This is a genomic window from Flavobacterium johnsoniae (assembly GCF_030388325.1).
GTDB lineage: Bacteria > Bacteroidota > Bacteroidia > Flavobacteriales > Flavobacteriaceae > Flavobacterium > Flavobacterium johnsoniae_C.
In genome coordinates this window covers 3,365,179-3,389,249 of sequence record NZ_CP103794.1, presented here as the reverse complement: position 1 = coordinate 3,389,249, position 24,071 = coordinate 3,365,179, and the positions used below count along the sequence as shown (strand labels likewise).

General features: G+C 35.8%; 22 protein-coding genes. 16 read left to right on the top strand and 6 right to left on the bottom strand.

Annotation, left to right across the window (positions count from 1 at the left end):
* The 5 genes from NYQ10_RS14775 to NYQ10_RS14755 all read left to right on the top strand — a co-directional run bounded on the left by NYQ10_RS14775 (position 1) and on the right by NYQ10_RS14755 (position 6,532).
* Entirely contained in the window at positions 1-369 is a 369-nt protein-coding gene (locus NYQ10_RS14775; RefSeq protein WP_286965934.1) for a glycine cleavage system protein H, read from the top strand.
* Positions 369-965 carry a methyltransferase domain-containing protein gene (locus NYQ10_RS14770; RefSeq protein ID WP_286965936.1) on the top strand — a complete coding sequence of 199 codons (597 nt, stop codon included), beginning with the start codon at positions 369-371 and terminating at the stop codon, positions 963-965. The genes NYQ10_RS14775 and NYQ10_RS14770 overlap by 1 nt, the downstream gene beginning before the upstream one ends.
* Before the next feature lie 177 nt (positions 966-1,142).
* Positions 1,143-2,393: an aminotransferase class I/II-fold pyridoxal phosphate-dependent enzyme gene (locus NYQ10_RS14765; protein WP_286965938.1), complete on the top strand. Its 1,251-nt coding sequence runs from the start codon at positions 1,143-1,145 to the stop codon at positions 2,391-2,393.
* A 10-nt stretch (positions 2,394-2,403) separates the two neighbouring features.
* A complete protein-coding gene (gcvP, locus tag NYQ10_RS14760; RefSeq protein ID WP_289877098.1) occupies positions 2,404-5,274 on the top strand; it encodes an aminomethyl-transferring glycine dehydrogenase in 2,871 nt (956 codons plus the stop codon).
* Between the two features lie 73 nt (positions 5,275-5,347).
* Entirely contained in the window at positions 5,348-6,532 is a 1,185-nt protein-coding gene (locus NYQ10_RS14755) for an acetyl-CoA C-acyltransferase (RefSeq protein ID WP_289877097.1), read from the top strand.
* A 126-nt stretch (positions 6,533-6,658) separates the two neighbouring features.
* Here NYQ10_RS14755 and NYQ10_RS14750 read toward each other — a convergent pair whose 3' ends face one another.
* From NYQ10_RS14750 to icd, 3 genes are all read right to left on the bottom strand, one after another.
* Positions 6,659-7,045, bottom strand: coding sequence for a DUF983 domain-containing protein (locus NYQ10_RS14750; RefSeq protein WP_056205531.1), 387 nt, complete (start codon positions 7,043-7,045; stop codon positions 6,659-6,661).
* Positions 7,046-7,361: 316 nt separating this feature from the next.
* The gene (locus NYQ10_RS14745; protein WP_289877096.1) at positions 7,362-7,751 is read right to left on the bottom strand and encodes a DUF983 domain-containing protein; all 390 of its coding nucleotides are present in this window, start codon (positions 7,749-7,751) and stop codon (positions 7,362-7,364) included.
* Entirely contained in the window at positions 7,751-8,971 is a 1,221-nt protein-coding gene (gene icd / locus NYQ10_RS14740; RefSeq protein WP_289877095.1) for an NADP-dependent isocitrate dehydrogenase, read from the bottom strand. The genes NYQ10_RS14745 and icd overlap by 1 nt, the downstream gene beginning before the upstream one ends.
* Positions 8,972-9,153: 182 nt before the next feature.
* On the opposite strand from icd, the gene NYQ10_RS14735 reads away from it, so the two are divergent.
* The 4 genes from NYQ10_RS14735 (at position 9,154) to NYQ10_RS14720 (ending at position 15,186) form a co-directional block, all read left to right on the top strand.
* Positions 9,154-9,855: a Crp/Fnr family transcriptional regulator gene (locus NYQ10_RS14735; RefSeq protein WP_289877094.1), complete on the top strand. Its 702-nt coding sequence runs from the start codon at positions 9,154-9,156 to the stop codon at positions 9,853-9,855.
* A gap of 172 nt (positions 9,856-10,027) precedes the next feature.
* Complete coding sequence (locus tag NYQ10_RS14730) at positions 10,028-11,248, top strand: acetyl-CoA C-acyltransferase (protein ID WP_289877093.1); 1,221 nt, start codon at positions 10,028-10,030, stop codon at positions 11,246-11,248.
* A 203-nt stretch (positions 11,249-11,451) separates the two neighbouring features.
* The gene (gene fabF, locus NYQ10_RS14725) at positions 11,452-12,693 is read left to right on the top strand and encodes a beta-ketoacyl-ACP synthase II (protein WP_131424576.1); all 1,242 of its coding nucleotides are present in this window, start codon (positions 11,452-11,454) and stop codon (positions 12,691-12,693) included.
* A gap of 210 nt (positions 12,694-12,903) precedes the next feature.
* A complete protein-coding gene (locus NYQ10_RS14720) occupies positions 12,904-15,186 on the top strand; it encodes a cation:proton antiporter (RefSeq protein WP_286970884.1) in 2,283 nt (760 codons plus the stop codon).
* Positions 15,187-15,391: 205 nt separating this feature from the next.
* On the opposite strand, the gene NYQ10_RS14715 is transcribed toward NYQ10_RS14720, so the two are convergent.
* From NYQ10_RS14715 to NYQ10_RS14705, 3 genes are all read right to left on the bottom strand, one after another.
* Positions 15,392-15,970 carry a PhnA domain-containing protein gene (locus tag NYQ10_RS14715; protein WP_289877092.1) on the bottom strand — a complete coding sequence of 193 codons (579 nt, stop codon included), beginning with the start codon at positions 15,968-15,970 and terminating at the stop codon, positions 15,392-15,394.
* 127 nt (positions 15,971-16,097) lie between these two features.
* Positions 16,098-16,688: a class I SAM-dependent methyltransferase gene (locus NYQ10_RS14710; RefSeq protein WP_289877091.1), complete on the bottom strand. Its 591-nt coding sequence runs from the start codon at positions 16,686-16,688 to the stop codon at positions 16,098-16,100.
* Positions 16,689-17,601: 913 nt separating this feature from the next.
* Positions 17,602-18,000 carry a BON domain-containing protein gene (locus NYQ10_RS14705; RefSeq protein ID WP_289877090.1) on the bottom strand — a complete coding sequence of 133 codons (399 nt, stop codon included), beginning with the start codon at positions 17,998-18,000 and terminating at the stop codon, positions 17,602-17,604.
* A gap of 415 nt (positions 18,001-18,415) precedes the next feature.
* Here NYQ10_RS14705 and NYQ10_RS14700 point away from each other — a divergent pair, with 415 nt between their 5' ends.
* The 7 genes from NYQ10_RS14700 to NYQ10_RS14670 all read left to right on the top strand — a co-directional run bounded on the left by NYQ10_RS14700 (position 18,416) and on the right by NYQ10_RS14670 (position 24,059).
* Positions 18,416-18,817: a hypothetical protein gene (locus NYQ10_RS14700; protein WP_289877089.1), complete on the top strand. Its 402-nt coding sequence runs from the start codon at positions 18,416-18,418 to the stop codon at positions 18,815-18,817.
* A 2-nt stretch (positions 18,818-18,819) separates the two neighbouring features.
* Positions 18,820-19,509, top strand: coding sequence for a VIT1/CCC1 transporter family protein (locus NYQ10_RS14695; RefSeq protein WP_289877088.1), 690 nt, complete (start codon positions 18,820-18,822; stop codon positions 19,507-19,509).
* Positions 19,510-19,622: 113 nt separating this feature from the next.
* Positions 19,623-20,060 carry a thioredoxin family protein gene (locus NYQ10_RS14690; protein WP_289877087.1) on the top strand — a complete coding sequence of 146 codons (438 nt, stop codon included), beginning with the start codon at positions 19,623-19,625 and terminating at the stop codon, positions 20,058-20,060.
* Between the two features lie 40 nt (positions 20,061-20,100).
* Entirely contained in the window at positions 20,101-20,994 is an 894-nt protein-coding gene (locus NYQ10_RS14685) for an FAD:protein FMN transferase (RefSeq protein ID WP_289877086.1), read from the top strand.
* On the top strand, positions 20,991-21,224 hold the full coding sequence (locus tag NYQ10_RS14680; protein WP_223705957.1) for a DUF4266 domain-containing protein: 234 nt from the start codon (positions 20,991-20,993) through the stop codon (positions 21,222-21,224). The genes NYQ10_RS14685 and NYQ10_RS14680 overlap by 4 nt, the downstream gene beginning before the upstream one ends.
* Positions 21,225-21,241: 17 nt before the next feature.
* Positions 21,242-22,426: a DUF3570 domain-containing protein gene (locus NYQ10_RS14675; protein ID WP_289877085.1), complete on the top strand. Its 1,185-nt coding sequence runs from the start codon at positions 21,242-21,244 to the stop codon at positions 22,424-22,426.
* An 817-nt stretch (positions 22,427-23,243) separates the two neighbouring features.
* A complete protein-coding gene (locus NYQ10_RS14670; protein ID WP_160781456.1) occupies positions 23,244-24,059 on the top strand; it encodes an oxidoreductase in 816 nt (271 codons plus the stop codon).
* Positions 24,060-24,071: the final 12 nt, after the last annotated feature.

Sequence of the window (24,071 nt, the reverse complement as noted above, 5' to 3'; positions counted from 1 at the left end):
ATGTTTATTCCCAAAGGACTATATTATACCAAAAATCACTTGTGGTTAAGACAGATTGGATTATACGATTATTTTATTGGTATCACTGATTTTGCACAGAAAGAAATAGGCGAAATCAGTTTAATTGAATTCGAACTAACCGGCGAGCACATGAAAAAGGAAATACTATGGGGGAAGATCTATGGGCTTAATCAAACTTTTTCCCTTCTTGCCCCTATTGATTGCAAGGTTATGGCCACGAACGTCATTTTAGATACCAACCCTTCAAGTATCAATCGAGATCCTTACAATCATTGGCTATTAAGAGTTTCTACTGTTGTGGGTAATTATGGATTATTAACCAATGAAGAATATATAGAACTTATATAATGATATTTAAATTCCTCAAATTAAATATAGCTGTTGAGGATACCACCTTCAATGAACTGTATCCCAGTAGAATAAAAAGACTCGCAGCCCGTCATTGGACCCCGGTTGCAGTAGCCAAATTTGCAGCTGAGTATTTGGTTGATAGGCCTTATAAAAAAGTATTGGATATTGGTTCCGGGGCAGGAAAATTCTGCCTGGTAGGAGCAGCTTCTACAACAGGCAGGTTTTATGGTGTGGAACAAAGAGCATCGCTTATTAAATTATCAAAAAAAATTGCTGAGAAGTACGATGTAACTAATGTAGAATTTATTCATTCCAACATCAATAAAATTAATTTCTCTGACTATGAGGCCTTCTATTTTTATAATTCTTTTTATGAAAATATTGATTCTTCGTGCTCAATTGATAAAACAATAGCTCCGGAGAGAGAATTATTTTATTCCTATTCTAAATATGTAAAAGAACAACTTGAAAAAACACCTATCGGCACGCGGTTAGTTACCTATTGGAGTAATTGGGAAGAAATCCCAGATAGTTTTGAACTGGAATATGCTGCCTGTGGAGGTGTATTGATTTTTTGGCTGAAGACATCTTAACTAATAACGACATAAACTTGCTGACATTAAAAAAGCAAGGCAATATTGATTTCTAAATCTAAACCCTTTAAGAAAATATTTTATTTAATAACAAAGCTATTGTACTATAAACTACTAAGGATAAGAAGTTGAAAGATAACTAAATCTTAAAAAATAACAATTCAATCTAAAAAATATATGACTATACTGGATAAAATAAGCACGCGTCTAGGTCCATTGGGTGATCATGCTCATTATGCACATGGATATTATGCCTACCCGAGATTGGAAGGGGAGATTAGCAATACAATGCTTTTTAATGGTGAGAAAAAATTGGTATGGAGCCTGAATAACTATTTAGGATTGGCCAATCATCCTGAAGTCAGACAAGCCGATAATGAAGGTACAAGACAATATGGTCTTGCTTACCCAATGGGGGCACGCATGATGAGCGGAAATACCAAACTGCACGAAGAATTTGAACAGAAAATTGCAGACTATGTTCAAAAAGAAGATGCCTTTTTATTAAACTACGGCTATCAGGGAATGGTATCAATCATTGACAGCCTGGTAGATCGAAAAGATGTTATCGTTTATGATGCGGAATCGCATGCCTGCATCCTTGATGGAATGCGATTGCATCTTGGCAAACGTTTTGTTTTCAAGCACAATGATATTGAAGATTGTGAAAAACAGCTGCAGCGTGCTAAAAAGATAGTGGAAGAAACTAAAGGCGCAATATTAGTCATAACAGAAGGTGTTTTTGGTATGCGAGGTGATCAGGGTAAATTAAAAGAAATTGTAGCCCTTAAAGAGAAATATAATTTTTCACTCCTGGTTGATGATGCTCACGGGATTGGCTGTATGGGCAAAACCGGCGCGGGAACCGGTGAAGAACAAGGTATTCAGGAGGGTATTGATTTTTATTTTGGAACATTCGCAAAATCTTTTGCTGGAATCGGCGCTTTTGTTGCCAGTACGAAAAAGGCAATATTATTTCTAAAATATAATATGCGCTCACAAATCTTTGCTAAAGCATTGCCAATGCCAATGGTTTTTGGGGCTTTAAAACGATTGGAATTAATTCGCACCAGACCCGAACTCAGGGAAAAGCTTTGGGAAATTACCCACAGCCTGCAAAATGGCCTTACCGATGCAGGTTTTGATATCGGCAATACCGATTCTCCAGTTACCCCTGTTTACCTCAATGGTACCTTGGGTGAAGCAACCGCTTTGGTGAGTGACCTGCGGGAAAACCACCATATTTTCTGTTCAGTAGTAGTATATCCTGTTGTGCCAAAAGGGATGATTATTCTACGATTGATCCCCACTGCGGTGCACACCTTAGAGGATGTTCAAAGGACCATAACTGTATTTAAAGAAATCAGGTCTAATCTGAATTCAGGACAATACAAAAAAGAGGAGGAACAAGAAGGGGCGACAGTTTAAATCTTAAAATATGAAAACAAATCAATTTATAACGCGCCACAGCGGTGTTAACAAAAAAGACTCAAAAGAAATGCTGGATATTATAGGCGTTTCTTCACTCGAAGTATTAATTGATAAAATAGTTCCATCTGACATTCGTTTAGCAAGACCATTGAACATTGCAGACGGACTATCTGAATACGAATACCAAAAGCATTTAAGAAGTACTGCTGGCAAAAATAAATTATTTCAGTCCTATATTGGATTAGGTTATTACAATACAATTCTGCCCCCTGTAATTCAGCGAAACATTTTAGAGAATCCAGGATGGTATACTGCCTATACGCCCTACCAGGCTGAAATTTCGCAAGGGCGTCTGGAAGCCCTGCTTAATTTTCAGACCATGGTAATAGACTTAACCGCAATGCCGCTGGCCAACGCCTCGCTTTTGGATGAAGCAACTGCAGCAGCTGAAGCGATGTTAATGTTCTTTGGCAGCAGAAGTAAAGAGAAACAAGCCAATGGGGCAATGAAATTTTTTGTTTCAGAGCACTGCTTTGCTCAAACTATTGATGTTTTGAAAACACGTGCTGAACCCTTTAATATTGAACTAATCATTGGCAGTCACAACAAAATAAATTTTGACGAGAGTTATTTTGGCGCCCTTATTCAATACCCTGATGCCAATGGAGAAATAAATGATTATTCCTCTTTCATGGCTGCCGCTAAATCTTATAAAGTACAGGTCTGTGCAGCAAGTGATCTTATGGCACTAACCCTTTTAATTCCTCCCGGGGAATGGGGTGCGGATTGCGTTGTTGGGAATTCTCAACGCTTTGGGGTCCCGGTGGGTTACGGAGGCCCCCATGCTGCATTCTTTGCCTGCAGGGAGGAATATAAAAGGGTACTTCCCGGGCGTATTATTGGTGTTTCTCTCGATGCAGCAGGAAACAAAGCATTACGAATGGCACTGCAGACCCGGGAGCAGCATATCAAGAGAGAAAAAGCGACCTCAAATATTTGCACCGCACAGGCCCTGCTTGCAATTATGGCCAGTATGTATGCCGTTTATCACGGACCGCAAAGATTAAAAGCAATTGCCCAGCAAATACATGATCTTACCTATTCTCTTGCTCAGGAATTAAAAAAAGCAGGTTTTAAAATTAAAACAAATGTATTTTTTGATACCATCGTTGTCGGGGTTGAAGATGCAAAATTTATCCGAAAAATAGCCGAAAAAAATGAGCTGAATTTTAGATACATAAGTGATAAACAAATAGCCATTTCATTAGATGAAACCTCTAGTGAGAAAGATATTTCCAATATACTGAATGTTTTCACATTCGTATTTGACAAACAGACAACCAAAATACATCGAATTGACTCCAAATTGATTTCTAGCTCAGTCTTTGATAGAACCTCGACATACTTAACCCATCGGGTTTTCAATGAGTATCACAGCGAGACTGAAATGATGCGCTACATCAAGCGTCTTGAAAATAAAGACCTTTCACTGACCCACAGTATGATTTCACTAGGTTCGTGCACAATGAAACTCAATGCAGTATCAGAATTATTGCCAATTACCTGGCCTGAATTTGCAGCTATTCATCCGTTTGTTCCATTGGATCAGGTTGTGGGGTACACAGAAATAATTGACCAATTAGAGAAAGACCTTTGTGAAATAACAGGATTTTCTGCTATTTCTTTTCAGCCAAATTCAGGCGCATCGGGAGAATATGCAGGACTAATGGTTATCCGCGCATATCATGCTGCAATGGGAAACAAACACAGAAATGTAGTACTGATCCCTTCTTCTGCCCACGGGACTAACCCCGCATCTGCAGCTATGGCAGGCATGAAAATTGTGATTGTCAAATGCGATCAAAATGGAAATATAGACGCCGCCGACCTGCAGTTAAAAGCAGAAGAACACGCTCAAAATTTAGCCTGTCTTATGGTTACCTATCCTTCAACTCACGGTGTTTACGAGGAAGGAATAAAAAACCTTACTAAAATTATTCATGATAATGGCGGCCAGGTCTATATGGATGGTGCAAACATGAATGCACAGGTAGGCCTGACCAGTCCGGGGAAAATCGGAGCTGATGTCTGCCACTTAAACCTGCATAAAACATTTGCTATACCGCACGGGGGCGGAGGACCCGGCGTAGGACCAATAGGGGTTGCTAAACACCTTGCTGCCTACCTGCCTTCTCATTCCCAAATAAAAATCAAGAACAAAAAAGCTATAACAGCAGTATCAGCAGCACCTTATGGAAGCGCGTTGATTCTTTTGATCTCTTATGGTTATATAAAAATGCTCGGAGCCAGGGGCCTCACGGAAGCTACTAAGACAGCCATCTTAAATGCTAATTATATTAAAACCAAACTTGAAGGCCATTATCCAATTTTATACACGGGCAAAAATGGATACTGCGCCCATGAAATGATTTTAGATTGTGCTTCCTTTAAAAAAGAAACAAATGTAGAAGTAGGTGATATTGGCAAACGATTAATGGATTATGGATTTCATGCCCCGACCATTGCATTCCCTGTGCACGATACACTAATGGTGGAACCAACCGAAAGCGAGAGTAAAGCCGAGATGGATCGTTTCTGTGAAGCCATGATTGCCATCAGAGAAGAAATAAATGAGATTGCTGCAGGGAAATATGATAAAGCTGACAATGTAATTAAAAATGCCCCACACACTTCCAAAATACTTTTAAGTGATCAGTGGAACAAACCATACGGCAGAGAAAAAGCGGCATTTCCTTTAAAATGGGTTGAGGATAATAAATTCTGGCCATGTGTAAGCAAAATAGATAATGCTTACGGGGACAGGAATTTGATTTGTTCCTGTATCCCAACACAGGAGTGGATGGCAGTGGAAAATTAACTGGTTTATTTTATAACCTGTCATTTTAGCACTACTCAAAATAGAACAAATTCATTAAAAAATAGAGATTAAAATGAAAGATATATATATAGCTGCCTCCGCCCGTACTCCCATAGGCAGTTTTGGCGGAGCATTAAAAGACGTCCATTCCACTAAATTAGGGGCAATAGCAATAAAGGAAGTTGTTTCAAGGGCTGGTATAGATGCAACTGAAATACAGGAGGTGTATATGGGATCTGTTCTGCAAGCCAACTTAGGGCAGGCCCCAGCGCGTCAGGCAGCAATTTTCGCTGGCTTGTCCAATACAGTACGATGTACAACGATTAACAAAGTATGTGCCTCTGGAATGAAAGCAATTTCAATAGCCACACAAACTATCCTCTGTGGTGATGCCGATGTGGTGGTTGCCGGCGGTATGGAGAACATGAGCCAAGTCCCTTTTTATTCCACGGATACCCGCTGGGGAAATAAATATGGAAATGTCGTTATGACCGATGGTATTGCCAAAGATGGCTTAACCGATGTTTATCACAATTACCCTATGGGTAATGCTTCCGATTTATGTGCCAAAGAATACAATATTTCAAGAGAAGAACAGGATGCCTTTGCCATTGAATCTTACAAACGATCTCAAATAGCATGGGAAAATGGAAAATTCGACGATGAGATCGTACCAGTAGAAATACCACAGCATAAAGGCGGCTCAATTATTTTTAAGGAAGACCAAGAATATAAAAATGTTAAATTTGATAAAATAGCAGATCTAAAACCTGCATTTTCACAAACAGGAACCGCCACCGCAGTTAATTCCTCTACAATGAACGATGGCGCTGCGGCGCTTTTATTGATCAGTAAAGAAAAAGCTGTACAATTGAATATTAAACCAATTGCAATTATCCGCGCTTATGCCGACGCCGAACAGGCACCGGAATGGTTCACTACGTCTCCCGCCTTGGCCATAACTAAGGCCCTGCATAAAGCAGGACTCAAAATAGAGGATATTGATTATTTTGAATTAAACGAAGCTTTTTCCACAGTTGGATTAGTGAACACTCAAAAACTAAAATTGGATCCTAAAAAAGTAAATGTAAATGGAGGCGCCGTTTCTTTAGGACATCCATTAGGCTGCTCAGGTGCACGTATAGTAGTTACACTCATAAATGTACTTAAACAGAACAATGCCAAATATGGTGTAGCAAGTATCTGCAATGGAGGAGGAGGTGCAAGTGCTATAGTTATAGAACTTGCCAATGAGTAATATCAATAGTACACTATCATAAATTCGAAAAACTAAAGAATATCCCCAATGTTCTGATGACTAATTTTTAAAAGGGAAGAGTAATTAAAGACTCTCCCTTTTCTAAGTTAGGTGTTTTTTTTTTAACTAATTCTCTTTTATAGCTGCTTTTGGATCATAGGAGATAAACATATTAATGTAAATATTTCTGGATAATCTCAGCAATACTGGAAATAAAATAATCAGTACTACAATAATTGCAATAAACGATGTTTTTATACTGGACTCAAAAATAAGATATGAAATGATGAAAGTTGCAATTCCTACACCAACATTCAATCCATAACTTACATACATTGCGCCAAAAAAGAAAGAAGGCTCTATTTGATATCTTAGTCCGCAATGGCTGCATTTCTCGTGCATTTTTAAAACGGAACCTAAATGCAGTAGATTTTTATCCAAATACATATTCTCATTCTGGCATTTAGGGCAGCTCCCTGTTACGATACTATTTAATTTAGATCCTTTTTTCATCTAATGATAATCGATTTTAAGCTCAGGTCCATGAGCTGTGGTTTAATTTTAAAACTTATGTATATACTAAAAAAACCTGCAAGGCTTATCTATTTAAAAGACGAAGGAACTTTAAGCAGAACCATAAAATCCTCCGTTTTAGTTTAACTGACCAATATTTACCTGACATAACTGTTCTATTATTTTTGAGCGTCACTAACTCTGCCTGCCTATCCTTTTTAATAGGCTCTCTTAATCAAAAAGATGCTTTTATTTCTGAATAATCTTTTTGAATTCTTTCCCGTAATATATAATAGTTTACAATTTTTGAGTAAAATTACCCTTTTTTGTGCCCTCCAAAATATTTAAAAGTTAAATGAAGCAAAATTGCCCTAGATATTCGCATTATTGGGATTTGCAATAAAAAACATAAAATCAGGAAAATCGGCAGTATTACCTTTAAAGAAATTTCATAATTCTCATTTAAATATAACCCGAAAAATAGCAGAGGTACAAAAACAATCAGTACTATTGGGAAACCAATCCATAAGGCAGTTGAATAAAACTCAGGTTCTATCCTAAAATCTTGATTACATTTTTTGCATCTTTCTGGCATTTTAAGAAATCCTCTCATGACAAACAGTCCCGGATTAGTAAATAAATTCCCGTTATGACATCTGGGACATTTAAGTTTAAATATATAATATAACTCTATTCTTGAATTCATTACATATTATTTATAATGGCCTGACCAAATTCAGAGCATTTAAGTAAAGTAGCCCCATCCATCAAACGTTCAAAATCATAAGTTACCGTCTTTTTATTAATTGCACCATTAATTCCTTTTACAATTAAATCAGCAGCATCCTGCCAGCCAAGATATTCCAGCATCATAACTCCTGAAAGAATTTCCGAAGAAGGATTCACCTTATCCTGATCTTTATATTTAGGAGCAGTTCCGTGTGTAGCTTCAAATATGGAAACCCCGGTTGTGTAATTAATGTTCGCTCCCGGAGCGATCCCTATTCCCCCAACTATAGCAGCCAAAGCATCAGAGATATAGTCCCCGTTAAGATTTAGTGTAGCTATTACATCATACTGCTCGGGCCTTAAAATAATTTGCTGCAGAAAAGCATCGGCTATTACATCTTTTACAATTACTTGATGCCCATATTTATCAATAACCTGCCAAGGTCCGCCCTCGTAATCTTTAGCTCCAAATTCATCTTTGGCCAATTGATACCCCCACTCCTTAAATTTACCTTCAGTGAATTTCATGATGTTCCCTTTATGTACTATAGTTACAGAGTTTTTCTTGTTCTCTACAGCATATTTAAGGGCTTCTCTAACAAGGCGTTCTGTACCTTCTTTTGAAACTGGTTTTATTCCTATTGAAGTAGTATCAGGGAATCGAATATCTTTAACCTCCATCTCATTGATTAAAAAATTCTTAACCTTCTCTAATTCTGGTGTGCCAGCCATCCATTCTATACCAGCATAGATATCTTCAGTGTTTTCCCTGAAAATAATCATATCTACTTTTTCTGGTTCTTTTACCGGAGACGGAACTCCCTGATACCATCTTACAGGTCTGACACAGGCATATAAATCAAGTTTTTGTCTCAAAGCAACATTAAGGGATCTCATTCCTCCCCCAACTGGTGTTGTAAGCGGTCCTTTGATAGCTACTAAATATTCTTTGATATCCTCAATTGTTTCATCTGGCAGCCAATTTCCTGTTTTTTCAAAAGCTTTTTCCCCTGCATATATTTCTTTCCATTGAATCCTTCTGTCGCCGCCATAAGCCTTCTCTACGGCTGCATCAAAAACTAATTTTGAGGCTTTCCAAATGTCCGCTCCTATGCCGTCTCCTTCAATGAAAGGAATTATAGGGTAAGAGGGAACATATAATTTTCCATTTTGAATACTGATCTTATTTTCTGTCATAATTTTATTTACTTATATAGTTACTTTTTTAATCTATTTCCGTTTTTAGTTTTTCTTCTAGTAAAAAAAAACAATTCTATCATAATTTCAATAAAATCAGCCTTTTTATATTTTCAACAAATATATAACATTTGTTATAAATAATACTACTATATGTTATGCTTATTTGTTACATTTGCCGTATGAAAGATTTTTTTACCCAATTTGATTTTCAGAGCAACCTGCTTTTCCAAGGATTAACCCCTGAGGAAAACAAATCAGTATGCAGTGTTATGGAACCCCTTACCATCAAAAAAGGGAATACGCTTTTTTACGAACAGGGAATCCCTACCGGTATTTTCCAAATAAAAAAGGGTAAAGCCAAAAAATTCAAACGCGGCTTTAGCGGAGATGAGCAGATTTTTTACATCTATACTGATGGTGATGTACTGGGATACCATGCATTGCTGGGTGAAGAGCGATATCAGGACTCTTGTGAGGCATTAGAAGATTTAGAAGTGAACTTCATTGCTAAGGATGATTTTTTAAAATTATTAAAAGATATTCCTTCTCTGCAGCAAACTTTTATAAAAAACATTGGTCACGAGTTTGGGGTTCTTGCCAATACAATTGCTGTACTGGCACAAAAAAATCAAAATACCAGATTAGCAATATTTTTACTTCTTCTGGAAAACAGATTCAATCAAAATTCTGAAAAACCCAAGGGGATTGATTTAACTCGTGATGATTTGGCAAATATTATCGGCACATCACAGGAAAGTCTGGGAAGAAGCCTTAAACAATTTAAAGAAGACGGAATTATTGAAATTGACAAACGAAGGATTTACATAAAAAACAGATATCCTTTATTGGAATTTTTAGACCTCAAAGTAACCGATTTATAATAAGAAAAAGGCATTATTAAATCATAATGTTTCTCTCATTGGTTAAATCTGTACCTGTGGTTTCTTTTTTTTTGAGTTAAAAAAACCTAATGTATTAACAATGTGTAATGGTGCCTTTTCTTTCAGTTAACAGTTGATTTATTTTAAATATATCCAAGCTGCAGTTTAATTTATGGAAGAAGTATTTATAGTAGCTGCTAAAAGAACCCCTATCGGAGGGTTTCTTGGGAATCTGTCCGATTTTTCAGCTTTTCAGCTAGGGCAAATTGCTATTAATGGCGCTCTAAACGAAACAAGTTTAACATCAAGAGATATTGACTCTGTCTATATGGGGAATTTATTTTCTGTCAATCTTGATGAGTCCTCTGTAGGACAAACATCCGAATCCTCAGGGATTTCAAGTAAATTAAACTGCATAAAAATTGACAAAGTCTGTACTTCAGGAATGAAAGCTGTAATGCTGGGCATTGAACAGATTCAATCAGGAATAGAAAACATCGTGATTACAGGCAGTACAGAAAGCATGAGTAATATATCCCCTTCCTCTTTGAAGAGAAATAAAAATAAGTCAGAACACACTAATCTTACTGACAAGCTGCTCAATGACCAGCATATTAATACCTGCAATGATCCCGATATGGGACAGCTGACTGAATTATATACCAGGAAATATAATTTAACCTTAGAGGATCAGAACAAATTTGTACACTCTTGTTACGCAAAAGCAAGGGCTGCTTCTCAGGCTGGCAAATTCAATAAAGAAATTATTCCAATTAAAATTAAACAAAAAACAGGATTTGTTACCATTTCAGATGATGAAAATAGTAATCAAATAATTCCTGAAAAAATAGATAGATTTCAATCTGTTTTTGAGCAAAATAATATCGTCAGGGCTCCTGATATAAGTAATTTAAATGATGGGGCGGCCGCTTTAATTTTAGTATCAAAGAAAGCTTTAGAGCTGCATAATTTAGTCCCAATTGCAAAGATACTTAGTTATGCTGATACCTCGAAGGCTTCAGAATGGCTCACCACTACCCCCGATATTGTTATTCATAAAGTACTGCAGCAGGCAGGTCTCACTTTGGGGAAAATTGATTATTTTGAAATCAATGAACCCTATGCAGCGGGAGTACTTGCCAGACAAAAAAGATTAGGATTAAATCCTGAAAAAATTAACGCTTATGGAGGAAGTATCGCTGCTGGTCATTCTATTTGTACTTCAGGAGCAGGAATCATTACAACATTAATTTCTGTTTTGACACAAGAAGACGGCAAATATGGAGTAGCTGCAATCTGCAGCGCAGATGGTGATGCTTCAGTAATTGTTATAGAAAATCTAAAACGCAGATGGTGGAGCCTCTGCAATTATTTTAAAAAATCTAATTACTAAAGATAATCCAAAACAATTATACTTGAGAGTATTTAGCTTCCCAAGGCGTGATTATAAATAGAAAAACCAGCTATTCAAGAAAACAATCATGTTAGCTGAGCAAAACATATTTATGATAAGAAATACTGTTTTCTTGGCTAATTTAACTACTGTATGACTTTAAGAGAAATAACCTTTTAAATAAATTATTAAAAATTGCAAATATGAAAAGAGTAGCCATAACTGGCATGGGGGTTATCAGTCCTCTAGGAAATACAGTGGCAGAATTCTGGAGGAAAATAGTTCAGGGAGAAAGCGGCAGCGCGCCAATTACTAAATTTGATGCATCAAAATTTAAGACAAACTTCGCTTGTGAGGTAAAAGATTTCAATCCTGAGCTTTACATGGATAAAAAAGAAATTAAAAAGTTTGATTTGTTTACCCAATATGCCATCGCTGCCAGCGAGCAGGCTATAACGGATGCAAACTTGAATTTTTCAGTCATGGATGAAGAAACCCGCTCAGAAATTGGTGTTATCTGGGCATCGGGATATGGTGGAATAACTACTTTTGAAAAAGAATTAACGGAGTTTAATTCCGGGGATGGAACACCACACTTTAATCCTTATTTTATTCCTAAAATCATAGTAAACATTGCTGCTGGCGTTATATCCATAAAACATAAGCTTCATGGGCCAAATTATGCAACAGTTTCAGCATGTGCTTCATCAAGCACTGCAATAATCTGTGCTTTTGACACTATTCGTCTGGGGAAAGCAAAAATCATTATCACAGGAGGTTCCGAAGCCGCAATATCACCTTCTTCTATTGGCGGGTTCAACGCTTCTCATGCCCTTTCAAAAAATAATGCTAATCCAGAACAGGCTTCAAGACCATTTGATAAGGACAGAGATGGTTTTGTAGCAGCAGAAGGAGCCGGAGCCCTAATTTTAGAGGACTACGATCATGCTGTGAACCGTGGTGCAAAAATATACGGTGAAATGGTTGCAGGCGGAATGGCAGCTGATGCATACCATCTTACCGGTACTCACCCTGATGGCTATGGAGCATCAATAGGAATTAACAATGCACTGACAGAAGCCAATATTGACACATCGGATATCGACTATATTAATGCCCATGCTACTTCTACACCTCAGGGAGATCTTAGTGAACTTAAGGCCATACACACTATTTTTGGCGATTTACCGGTATCGATAAGTGCCACAAAATCAATGACAGGACATTTACTGGGTGCCGCAGGTGCAATCGAAAGTATCATTACTATTTTAGCTGTTAAAAATGATATTGTTCCCGGCACCATAAATGTTCAAAATCTGGATCCTTTAATCTCTGATGACTTAAATATTGTCATAGGAAAATCAATCAGTAAAAAAATTAAATATGGGCTCAATAATACATTTGGATTTGGGGGGCATATTGCAGCAATCATATTTAAAAAATAAAGAACTTTAAGTTATATAAAATCAATTAAAAATTGCTCTAAATTAGTAGAAAGGCCAATCATTTTTAAAGCCTGCCAACTCTAAAAGTATTGATTAATTTAAAAAAAATACGCTAAGTTTTGCAAAGTGTAATGCAATTATCTAATTTAATTTTATGAATCAGATTAAAAATTAAAGCTTAGCCAAATGACGATTAGACAAAAAAGTTAAATGAAAAAATTTAGAAACAGTATCTTTTACATTGGCATTATTGGTGTATTTTCTATTTTAATGTATTGGATTATTTTATTGGGTGTAAAACTTGAAACAGGAAGAAATATCACTATTCCGAAGTCAGAGAAAAGTCATTGGAGCGAATTTATGAGTTCACTTCTGGACAACCTGCAGCATCCTTTGGCGCTGCTGCTGGCACAAATTGTTACCATCATTTTTGCTGCCCGTATTTTCGGCTGGATCTGTATAAAAATAAAACAGCCCGCAGTAATAGGAGAAATGATTGCAGGGATTGTAATGGGGCCTTCCCTGATAGGGATGTATTTCCCGGGGTTTTCCACAATTTTATTCCCTTTGGAATCCTTAGGAAATCTTCAATTCTTGAGTCAAATTGGATTAATTCTCTTCATGTATATTGTAGGGATGGAAATTGACATGAAAATATTAAGAAATAAAGCCCATGATGCCGTAGTGATTAGTCATGCCAGTATCATCATTCCGTTTGTTTTAGGAATGGGACTTGCTTATTTTTTATATAATGAGTTTGCCCCTGTGAATGTTCAGTTTATTTCTTTTGGATTATTTACCGGTATTGCCATGAGTATAACCGCTTTTCCGGTCCTGGCAAGAATTGTGCAGGAACGAGGTATACACAAGACCAGATTGGGTACTATCGTTATTACTTGTGCGGCGGCTGATGATATTACTGCCTGGTGTATATTGGCAGTGGTTATTGCTGTCGTAAAGGCCGGTTCCTTTACAAGTGCTGTCTATACTATTATTTTGGCATTGGTATATGTTGTATTAATGATAAAGGTCGTTCGCCCATTTTTAAAACGAATAGGTGATCTATATACAAACCAAGAAAAATTAGGCAAACCAATTGTTGCTATATTTTTTCTGACTCTTGTCCTTTCCTCTTACTTAACAGAAATAATAGGGATTCATGCTTTATTTGGAGCTTTTATAGCTGGGGTAATCATGCCTGAGAACATCAAATTTAGAAATCTTTTTATAGAGAAAGTAGAAGATGTAGCCTTGGTTCTCCTGCTTCCTTTATTTTTTGTGTTTACGGGACTTCGAACACAAATAGGTTTATTAAACGAGCCTTATTTATGGAAAATTGCCGGACTTATTTTTCTGGTTGCCGTGGCAGGCAAATTTGTCAGCAGTGCTTTGGCTGCAAAATTTGTAGGACAGAACTGGAAAGACAGCTTATCTATAGGAGCATTAATGAACACAAGGGGATTGACCGAATTGGTTGCGTTAAATATTGGGTACGATTTAGGGGTATTGAGTCCTGAATTATTTTCTATGATGGTAATAATGGCTCTGGCAACTACATTTATGACAGGACCAGCCTTAGATTTGATAAACTGGATTTTTAAATCCGATCAGGTCAAGGTCAAAAATGATGCGCAGCTGACCCATAAATATAGAATTTTATTATCATTTAATAAACCAGAATCTGCAAAAGCATTATTAAAATTAGCAGACAGCCTTACTCATAAACGACAAGATAATTCTGAAATTACGGCCATGCACCTGCTGCCTGTTGATGAACTGCATCATTACGATACTGAAGTTTATGAAACAGAAAGTTTTAAGGATGTTATTGAACAGTCAAGAATTCTAAAAAGGCATATCACTACTATGTTTAAAGCCTCTTCAGACATTGATAATGAAATTGTAAATGTAGCTAATAAAAGTAATTATGATTTACTTCTGATTGGTTTAGGCCAATCTATATACGAGGGCAGTTTATTGGGTAAAGTACTAGGATTTACAACCCGAATGATCAATCCTGAAAAACTGATCAATACCGTTACAGGAAAAGAAAATATAATTGACAGCTCACGTTTTGATGAAGGCACAAGACAAATAGTATCCAAATCGCAAATACCGGTAGGTATTTTTATCGATAAAAATTTTACAGATACTTCACGGATTTTTATTCCACTATTTGATACCAAAGACTGGGATCAGATTGTAATTTATATTCAGAAGTTTATTTATAATAGCCCTGCAGTAATAATAGTTCTAGATGTGGAAGGACAAATAATGGCAGATTTACCAGCCATGGAAAAAATACATTCGATTGAACAGAGTACTCCAAATCAATTTACATTTAAGAAGAAACAAACAATTGAGAAAGATTTTTTGGTTCAGCAAAGCCTTATGCTGATAGGCGCAGAAGGCTGGAGACATTTGGTTAATACAAAAAGTTCCTGGTTATCTGATATTCCGTCAACATTGATTATTGCAGACGAAAAAAGATAAAAACTTCCAAAATAAATTCATCCCTATATAATAAATATTCCTAATCAATACAGGGATGAATTCTTTAATCAAATCTTAAACCTTTTCCATTTCTATATATTAATTCTAATATCATCTTATGAAAAAGGGCTGATCTAGAACAATTTTAATATACAAGGGTTTATAATCATTTATGTTATAGCAAACCTATAAACATATAGTAATATTATTTCTTCACAAATTTAGTTAGAATTACAATTGCCTGCCCGTCTATTTTTCCTTCAATTTGCTCATGATTGTCATGAACTAAACGAATATTTCGCACCGCTGTACCAACTTTTGCATTTAAAGACGAGCCTTTTACATCCAAATCTTTGATAAGCGTTACCGTGTCGCCGTTTTGCAGGATATTACCATTGCTGTCTTTATGGAAATTAATAGATCCGTCACCAGTATGGTCTCCGGTTGCTTTTGCCCATTCCAGATTTTCATCCTCCAAATACATCATATCCAGCGCATCAGCAGCCCAGCTTTCATTACGAAAACGGTTAAGCAGACGCCAAGAAACCACCTGTACGGCCGGCACTTCACTCCACATAGATGTCGATAGAAAATTTTTCCAGAAAACATCATCCAATTCCTCTTTCTTTTCAATTTGGCGAAGGCATTTCTCATTGATTAAAATCCAACTGTCCACACCTTTATTTTGAGCAGGCGGAACTTCATAAGCAACTAGATTTTCACCGATACCGCTTAATTCACATACATTTCCACTTCTCTTTTTTAATAATTCCTCTAATTTCATTTTATTTTATTTTATTTGGAAATAAAGTTTAAAGACTTCTCAGAACATATTCTAAATCCATATATCCTTCACCGTCCCTATTTTAATTGATTTTATTTGGCAGCGTTTATAGATTTAATGCTCCAATTTAAGCCGTTTTTCTCCAGAAGCTTAATATCCCGCCGTGCGAAACGGATTCTAGGCTGAAACTTTTTGGAACCTCTCTGCAATTGCTCCAGTAGGTAACCAGTTTTGTGCCAATGGGAGTTTTCTCCAGCTGGTCTTTAAGATAAGCTGTATATAGATTATATAGTTCCTCACTTGGATCAATTGATTTGTCAATACGGGCCGTCAAATCTATATTTTCCTGAAATGAATTGAAAAAATAGAAAGCGTCATAATCCAACAAAGATATCTCCATAATATTTGAGTGTATGAATTCTGCATTATCAATCTTATATTTTTTGGCAATTTTTCGCGATAATTTTATAAGCGATTCCCTTTGCTCCACCCCATAAAAAATTCCACTTGTTAAAGCGGCCCCCACAAGGCAGAATTTCCCAGCCCCCGAGCCTATATCCAATACCCTTTTATTGGGTTTGTCCACCAAAAAAGCTTTTCTGGCTATTTTTACGGGGGTCCAATGACGGGCCGCCAGCTTCTTTATCCTAATAGGGTACACTTGGTTAAACTCGTTATCATCAATAGATTTATTTTGCTTGAGTTGTTCAAAAATCATTTTATAAATACTTTTGCATTTGCTGCAGTTGGCTTAATTTTCCCTGTTAAATGGAATAATTTAACAAGTAGCAAAAGTATGGAGAGTCCCAATATATTTAACTGATTAATATCTTTCTAAAATTTGATTTAAATCAAAAAAAAAAGCAGGGACAGAAAATATAATTTTAATAGATAATTATAACAAGCTGCTTCATCAGGTCAGACGTGCCGTCTGCCAGTTTGAAAAAAAAAAAAATACTGGCATATTTTCCGTTGGGAAGATGCCCCTGATTTTTCAGGTGGGCCCTAATGGTAAGAGCACAAATAATACATCAGAATTACCCGCTAAAAAATCTATTCTAAAGTTTGCATATCAAAATCAAATGCCCATTTTAACATTAATATGACTAAGAATATATCCTTAGAGACACAAAACTTTAGATATAGCCATTTTTATAAAAACATCAAAAATATGCGTCTAAATCAAAAAGATCAGATTTACTTGATTTAAATCAAATTTCTATTTCATAATTTAATTGTAAATTTGCCACTAGAAATTTTAATTAAGCAGCTGTTTATTGAAGATAAGTATAGGGAATATATTCTTGGATCTAATAATTTAAAAAGCCAGAGGTTTGCTGCTTTGCCTCTGGTTTTTTTATTTTTTATCAGTATGCAGGACGAAAAACAAAAAATATCCATTATTCCATCCGCAAAAAATAGTGCCTTTATATAAAACTGGCCTTAAGACTGTTGATATTTGGCAGGTAAATCAAAACTGCCCAAAACATTGAATTGATCTCATTTTTTCTGACTGTTTTTTTGCTATCTGACACCCAGCTGTGGCGAAGTGCCTTTTCAACAATTTCTTTCTCAATTTCATTTTTGATCTCAGCTTCTATTTTGATCTCATCAATAAGCCCCTCACTCCATTAATAGCGAATTGCCTCATCAGTTGTTTTTCTCTGGAAATTCCAGTGTAGGATTCCTTTAAGAGTAACCCAGCCGTCTTTTACTGTAATTGTTAATCTATGGTTTGGGACTGCCCAGTTTTCCTTTAGGGTTTTAATGACTAAATCTGTTATCTCCTTGTCACTTCTAATATCTGATGTAAACAAATCAACTTTTACATTATTAAACACATCCCTAACCCCTGGAATTTTTTTAACAACATGTTCCGCTTCCTTTTTCTGAGCATAGGTATCTACAGTCCCTCCCAGATCAACTGCACCTTCGTTGACATGCACATCAATTTCAGTACTATGTAAAATAGGCTCCCATTTTAGGGCTTCTTTTACTTCTTTTCTTAAAATGTCATTATTCTTTTTCATGGCGCTTTTTAGTTTAAAAAATTAATTCAGTGCTGCAGATCAAACCTCTACAGCAAACCTCCTGTTTGTGATAAAACAAAATTGATTAAAGAATACGGGGAAAAAAATGATGTACATCAATCTCAAAAATGACCTAAATCATTATTGGAATTGTTACTTTTTTTTTACCACAAAAAGTTAACACGGTTCTTTAATTTTTTGGAAATTCTAAATTTTAGTCAAAATCTTAGCACAACGAATTATAAAAGCAGAAATTCACCTAAAAAATAATCAAAGAGATCAAAATACTAATAAGCAACATGCTGTAATTGAATGCTAAACAAAAAATAGAAAATAAAAATTTAGAATCATTCTAATGCAATTGCTCTAAAACGGAAGGCATTTTGAGTTAAATTTACTTGGAAAAAAGATTGAAATGAATGTCATTGATAAAGAGCTCTTAGAAGGCACATTTAAAAACATTGATAAAAAAATTGACCGGCTAAACAATCAAAAAATAACAGCTTTTTTTGAATCTCTGGCATTAGACAAGAGAAATGATATTAGCAAGGACTATCTGAATTGGGAAAATATACTGATAGTGGTTCCCAGCCGCAGTATTTTGAATGAAGTAATAAAATATAAAGACTTAATATCACGGATTTCTTTTATAACAAATCCAAATGCAGTAGAAATTCATATTTATGATTTCAATGATTGGAAAAAAAGCACCAAGAATAAAACAAAATTTCAAATTAGGGAATTGCTGAAAACAAATTTTGGAGGTACCGAAAAAATCGCTGAAAAGCGTGACTGGGTTAAACTGTTATTCAAATAAAAATGCACGTAGAAAACCATTTCATCAACAGAAGCGGCTGGTTAAGGGCAGCGGTCCTTGGAGCTAATGACGGGATTTTATCCACTACCAGTTTAGCAATCGGCGTGGCTGCCGCCAGTGTTTCCAGAGAACCAATTTTGCTGGCATCAGTCGCAGGGCTGGTTGCTGGTGCACTTTCAATGGCTGCTGGTGAATACGTATCGGTAAGTTCTCAATCTGATATTGAGACAGCAGATTTAAAAAGAGAAAAACTGGCGCTTGAAACCCAGCCGGAAGAAGAACTGAAAGAACTAACGGATATTTATATCCAAAGAGGATTAAATAAAGAATTAGCCCGACAGGTTGCCGTCGAATTAACAGCTCATGATGCACTTGGAACCCATTCAAGAGATGAACTCGGCATTAATGAAATAACGCAGGCCAATCCGCTTATGGCTGCTTTTGCATCAGCAATATCTTTTACCATCGGAGGATTATTACCGCTCTTGGTAGCCATTTTCGCTCCTATAAAGCAAATGGTCTTTTATCAATATGGGTTTTCAATTGTATTCCTTGCATTTTCCGGCTTTTTAGCTGCACAGGCAGGAGGTTCAAAAATATTTACCGCAGTTCTTCGTATTTGTATCTGGGGAACTTTTGCAATGGTGATGTCAGCATTGGTAGGTTATATCTTTGGTGTTCAGACCTCATAAGATAGAATGTGCTTTTTAACTAATTAAAAAATTAATTCAATCTTAAGCAATAAAAGAAAATAAGACCACTAACAATCCGTTATTTCGTAAATATCTAAAAACTAAACTCTGAAATGAAGCTCATTAGCCTGTTCCTTTTATTAACAACAGCAATTACCATAAACTGGGAACCTGATTTTAATAATGCTAAAAAAATTGCAAAGGAAAAACACGAATTGATTCTATTGAACTTCTCAGGCTCAGACTGGTGCGGTCCATGTATAGTAACACGTAGAAACTATTTTGAAAGTGAAGTTTTTACTGCCATGGCCAATGAAAATCTAGTGCTGGTTAATGCTGATTTTCCAAGAAAAAAGAAAAACATTGGAACTCCTGAGCAGGTTAAACGAAACGAGGATTTAGCAGAAATTTATAATAAAGACGGAAGTTTTCCTTTAACACTTCTTTTGGATGCTGATGGCAAAGTAATCAAAACCTGGCATGGAAAACCAGAAACTACTCCTGAACAATGGACTGCCGAAATAAAAGCGATCTGTGACAGCCGAAAATAACATACTGCAGAAACAAAAATATTCGCAATCCCTGAAACTCATGGGGAACAACTTTACTATAACAGTTGTTGCTGAAAATGAAAAAGCTGCAAATGAATATATCAATCTGGCTATTGAAGAAATCAGACGGATTGAAAAACTTTTAACTACCTATAAAGAGGACAGCCAAACCAATCTGATTAACGAAAATGCAGGAATCAAGCCTGTCAAAGTAGATTTGGAAGTTTTTAATCTTATCGAAAGATCTATGGGAATTTCGAAAATTACACAGGGAGCATTTGACATTTCGTATGGAAGCATTGACAAAAATTTATGGAATTTTGACAAATCCATGACTAAATTACCAGATGCCGAAACAGCATTAAAAATGGTATATCTCATTGATTATCGAAATATTATCCTTGATAGAGAAAACACAACCGTCTTTTTAAAAGAAAAAGGAATGCGTATTGGTTTTGGAGGTATCGGAAAAGGATATGCCGCAGAAATGGCAAAGCAGATTCTTATAAAACATAATGTACAAAGCGGTATTATTAATGCCAGCGGAGATCTTTGCGCATGGGGACTGCAACCGAACGGTAAAAAATGGACAATAGGTGTGGCTAATCCTGATGCGCCAAATGCGGCATTTTCGTTTATGGAAATATCCAATAAAGCAGTGGCAACATCAGGCAACTATGAAAAATTCGTGACCATTAACGGAAAAAAATATTCGCATACCATTGATCCAAAAACAGGACTCCCGATAACAGGAATAAAAAGCGTCACCATTATCTCCTCAAATGCAGAATTTGCAGATGCAATGGCAACTCCAATTGCGGTTATGGGAATTAAAGCAGGCTTGTTTTTAATAGATCAGATTCCTGATTTATACTGCATAATAATTGATGACAATAATAAAATTTACACATCCAAAAACATCCGTCTAAAATGAAAAAGCCAAAGCAAAAAATTCTCGTATTGTTATGCAGTACTGCTCTTGCCGGCCTGCTGCTTACCTCCTGCACTTCGGTTAAGGAATACCAAAAGGGGAAACTCAACGATTCTGAAATGGTGCTTTCTAACAGAAAAATTGAAAAGACAGAACTCAGTTTTCAATCCTACCGTGAAGGAGCTTCCGGAGCAAATTCAGGAAAAAGTGGTGGTGGCTGCGGTTGTAACTAATTTTCATACTATAAAAAATGAAAAGAATATTCATAACAGGATTTGCTTTATTGGCATTATTTCAGACAAGGGCGCAAAATGTTCCCACCGATTCTACCAGTTATAAAAGCAAAAAATTAAAATTGGAAGAAGTTAATCTAGTTTCGAGCTATTATAAACAAGATGGAGATAATTCAGCCGTTACGGGCGGAATTGGTTCTGAACATTTAACCGATATTGCAAACACGATCGATGTTAAACTGGTAAAGTACGGCGAAACCGGAATCAAACATACTTTTGATATAGAAGCCGGAATTGATCATTATACCTCCGCGTCGTCAGATATGATTGATTTGAGTGCGAATTCATCTGCTTCTTCATCTGATAACAGATTTTATCCTTCATTGACTTATTTAAGAGAAAATGAAGAAAAAGGAAGAACCTATGTCTTTGGGATTTCATCATCAACCGAGTTTGATTATCAGTCTTTTGGAGGAAATATTGCTTTCTCGCAAAAAACAAAAGACAAAAACGGGGAATTTACCGCTAAATTCCAAACTTATATTGATCAGCTTAAATTAATTGAACCCATTGAACTCCGTACACCAGGAAACGAAGGGTATGATAGTGCCAACAGAAACACTTTTGCCGGAACTTTAAGTTACTCACAGGTGGTAAACAAAAATCTGCAGTTGATGATCGTAGGTGATGTTATCAGCCAAAACGGGTATTTAAGCCTTCCTTTTCATAGGGTTTATTTTACTGACGGTTCTGTTCATCAGGAGAAAATGCCTGATACAAGACTTAAAATTCCACTGGGAATAAGAGCTAGTTATTTCTTTAGTGATAATGTGATTATCCGCGCTTATTATAGATATTATACAGACGACTGGAGCCTGAAAGCACATACTGCTGATCTGGAGATTCCTGTAAAATTAACTCAGGCATTTTCATTGAGCCCTTTTTATAGGTATTATACCCAAAGTGGAACCAAGTATTTCAAACCTTACGGCGAACATACTGCAGCCGATGAATTCTATACCAGCAACTATGATTTATCAAAGTTTGACAGCAGTTTCTTTGGAATGGGAATGAAATTTACTCCTCCAAACGGTATATTTGGTTTAAAACACTGGAACACTCTAGAAATACGCTATGGTCATTATACCAGAACCACTAATATGACTTCTGATATTATCTCCATTAATATAAAATATAAATAGTCAAAGTTAAAAAACGCCAGCATCAAGTACATTCCTATCCTAAACAAATTTTGCTATATATTTTCTAAAAAGTTTTATATTATTTTAAATATTATTTGAATCAAATTCTTGCAATAATAAATCAAATAATCTTATAGATTTTAATCTAATAAATATTCTTTAGAGATTCAATTATATTTTAAAAATAGCCTTTTTAACATTTAACCTCTACGATACATACAAACCGCTTCCTAACAAAAATTTAAAATAATTATCTTACAAATTTACTTGAAAGTAAGCCAATTTCTTTAAATCATTCATAAAATGGTTTGTAAATTGTATCTTTGAGGTCACTTAAGGAGACAACTAGTAAATAGTTGTCTCTTTTTTTATACCCTAATGTGTAGATATTTCAAGCCTTAACAGCCTAATATTTGCGGTTCGATTTTTTCACAAGAAATTCTTAGTCTGTTTGAAATAAACAGTCTTAAAGTGGCGCTATCAGAGATTTAATCGAAGCTGAACGATGGTTCGAAATCCCGCTAAGGATATAGGATTTTTTCTCTTTAAGCTTGTCTTAATTTTGTTAATACTAATATAGTAATTCCCAAAATAATTATAGCGTCCTTATCACAATTTCATTAATTCTATATCTTTTATCAGCAGTCCTCCCAAAACAATTTTGCAGGCCAAAATCAAAGTATAGAAATATAAAATGCAAATCTTGGATCTTCTTAAGCTTTTATATTAGAAAAGTATACAACTATAATGGATTCGTATTAATTCTTACCTCTATTATCATTCTAATTTTGCCATATAATTTTAAACGAAGAAAGAAATGAAAAAAATAATCTTAATTACAGGCGCGAGTTCAGGTATGGGCAAAGAAACTGCGAAAGCACTTATCAGACAAGGCCATACAGTTTACACAGCCGCAAGACGAATTAATCAGATGCAGGATTTAAAAGCATCGGGAGGATATCCAATTCAAATGGATGTTACAAATGAATCTGAAATAGAAACTGCCGTAAATACAATTATTCAAAAAGAGGGAAAAATTGATGTCTTATGGAATAACGCCGGTTTCGGTTTGTATGGATCAGTAGAAGATGTCTCTTTAGATGAAGCCAGAAGACAATTTGAAGTAAATGTTTTTGGAATTGCGGCAGTAACCCAAAAAGTGGTGCCTTATATGCGTAAAGCAAATTCAGGGACAATCATCAATACCTCTTCAATGGGAGGAAAAATGTACTTTCCAATGGGCGCATGGTATCACGCTTCCAAACACGCAGTTGAAGGGCTAAGCGACTGTCTGCGATTGGAATTGAAAGCATTCAACATTAAGGTTGTGGTTTTGGAACCAGGTTTTATTGCAACTGAATTTGGTTCTGTTTTGCTGGACAACTTCTCAAAAATCTCCAAAAGAAGTGCTTACACCAATCTGATGGAAAAAATAGTTGAAGGAACCAAAAAGTCTGCAGAAGGAAATGGCTCTTCCAATCCATCCGTTATTTCTGACACTATCCTTAAAATTGTGAACAGCAATAATCCAAAAACACGTTACAGGGTTGGAAAATTTGCAAAACCTATGGTCTGGATGAGAACCTATCTGGGAGATAAGCTGTTTGATAAAATTGTAATGAGCCAAATGTAAAACCTATGCATA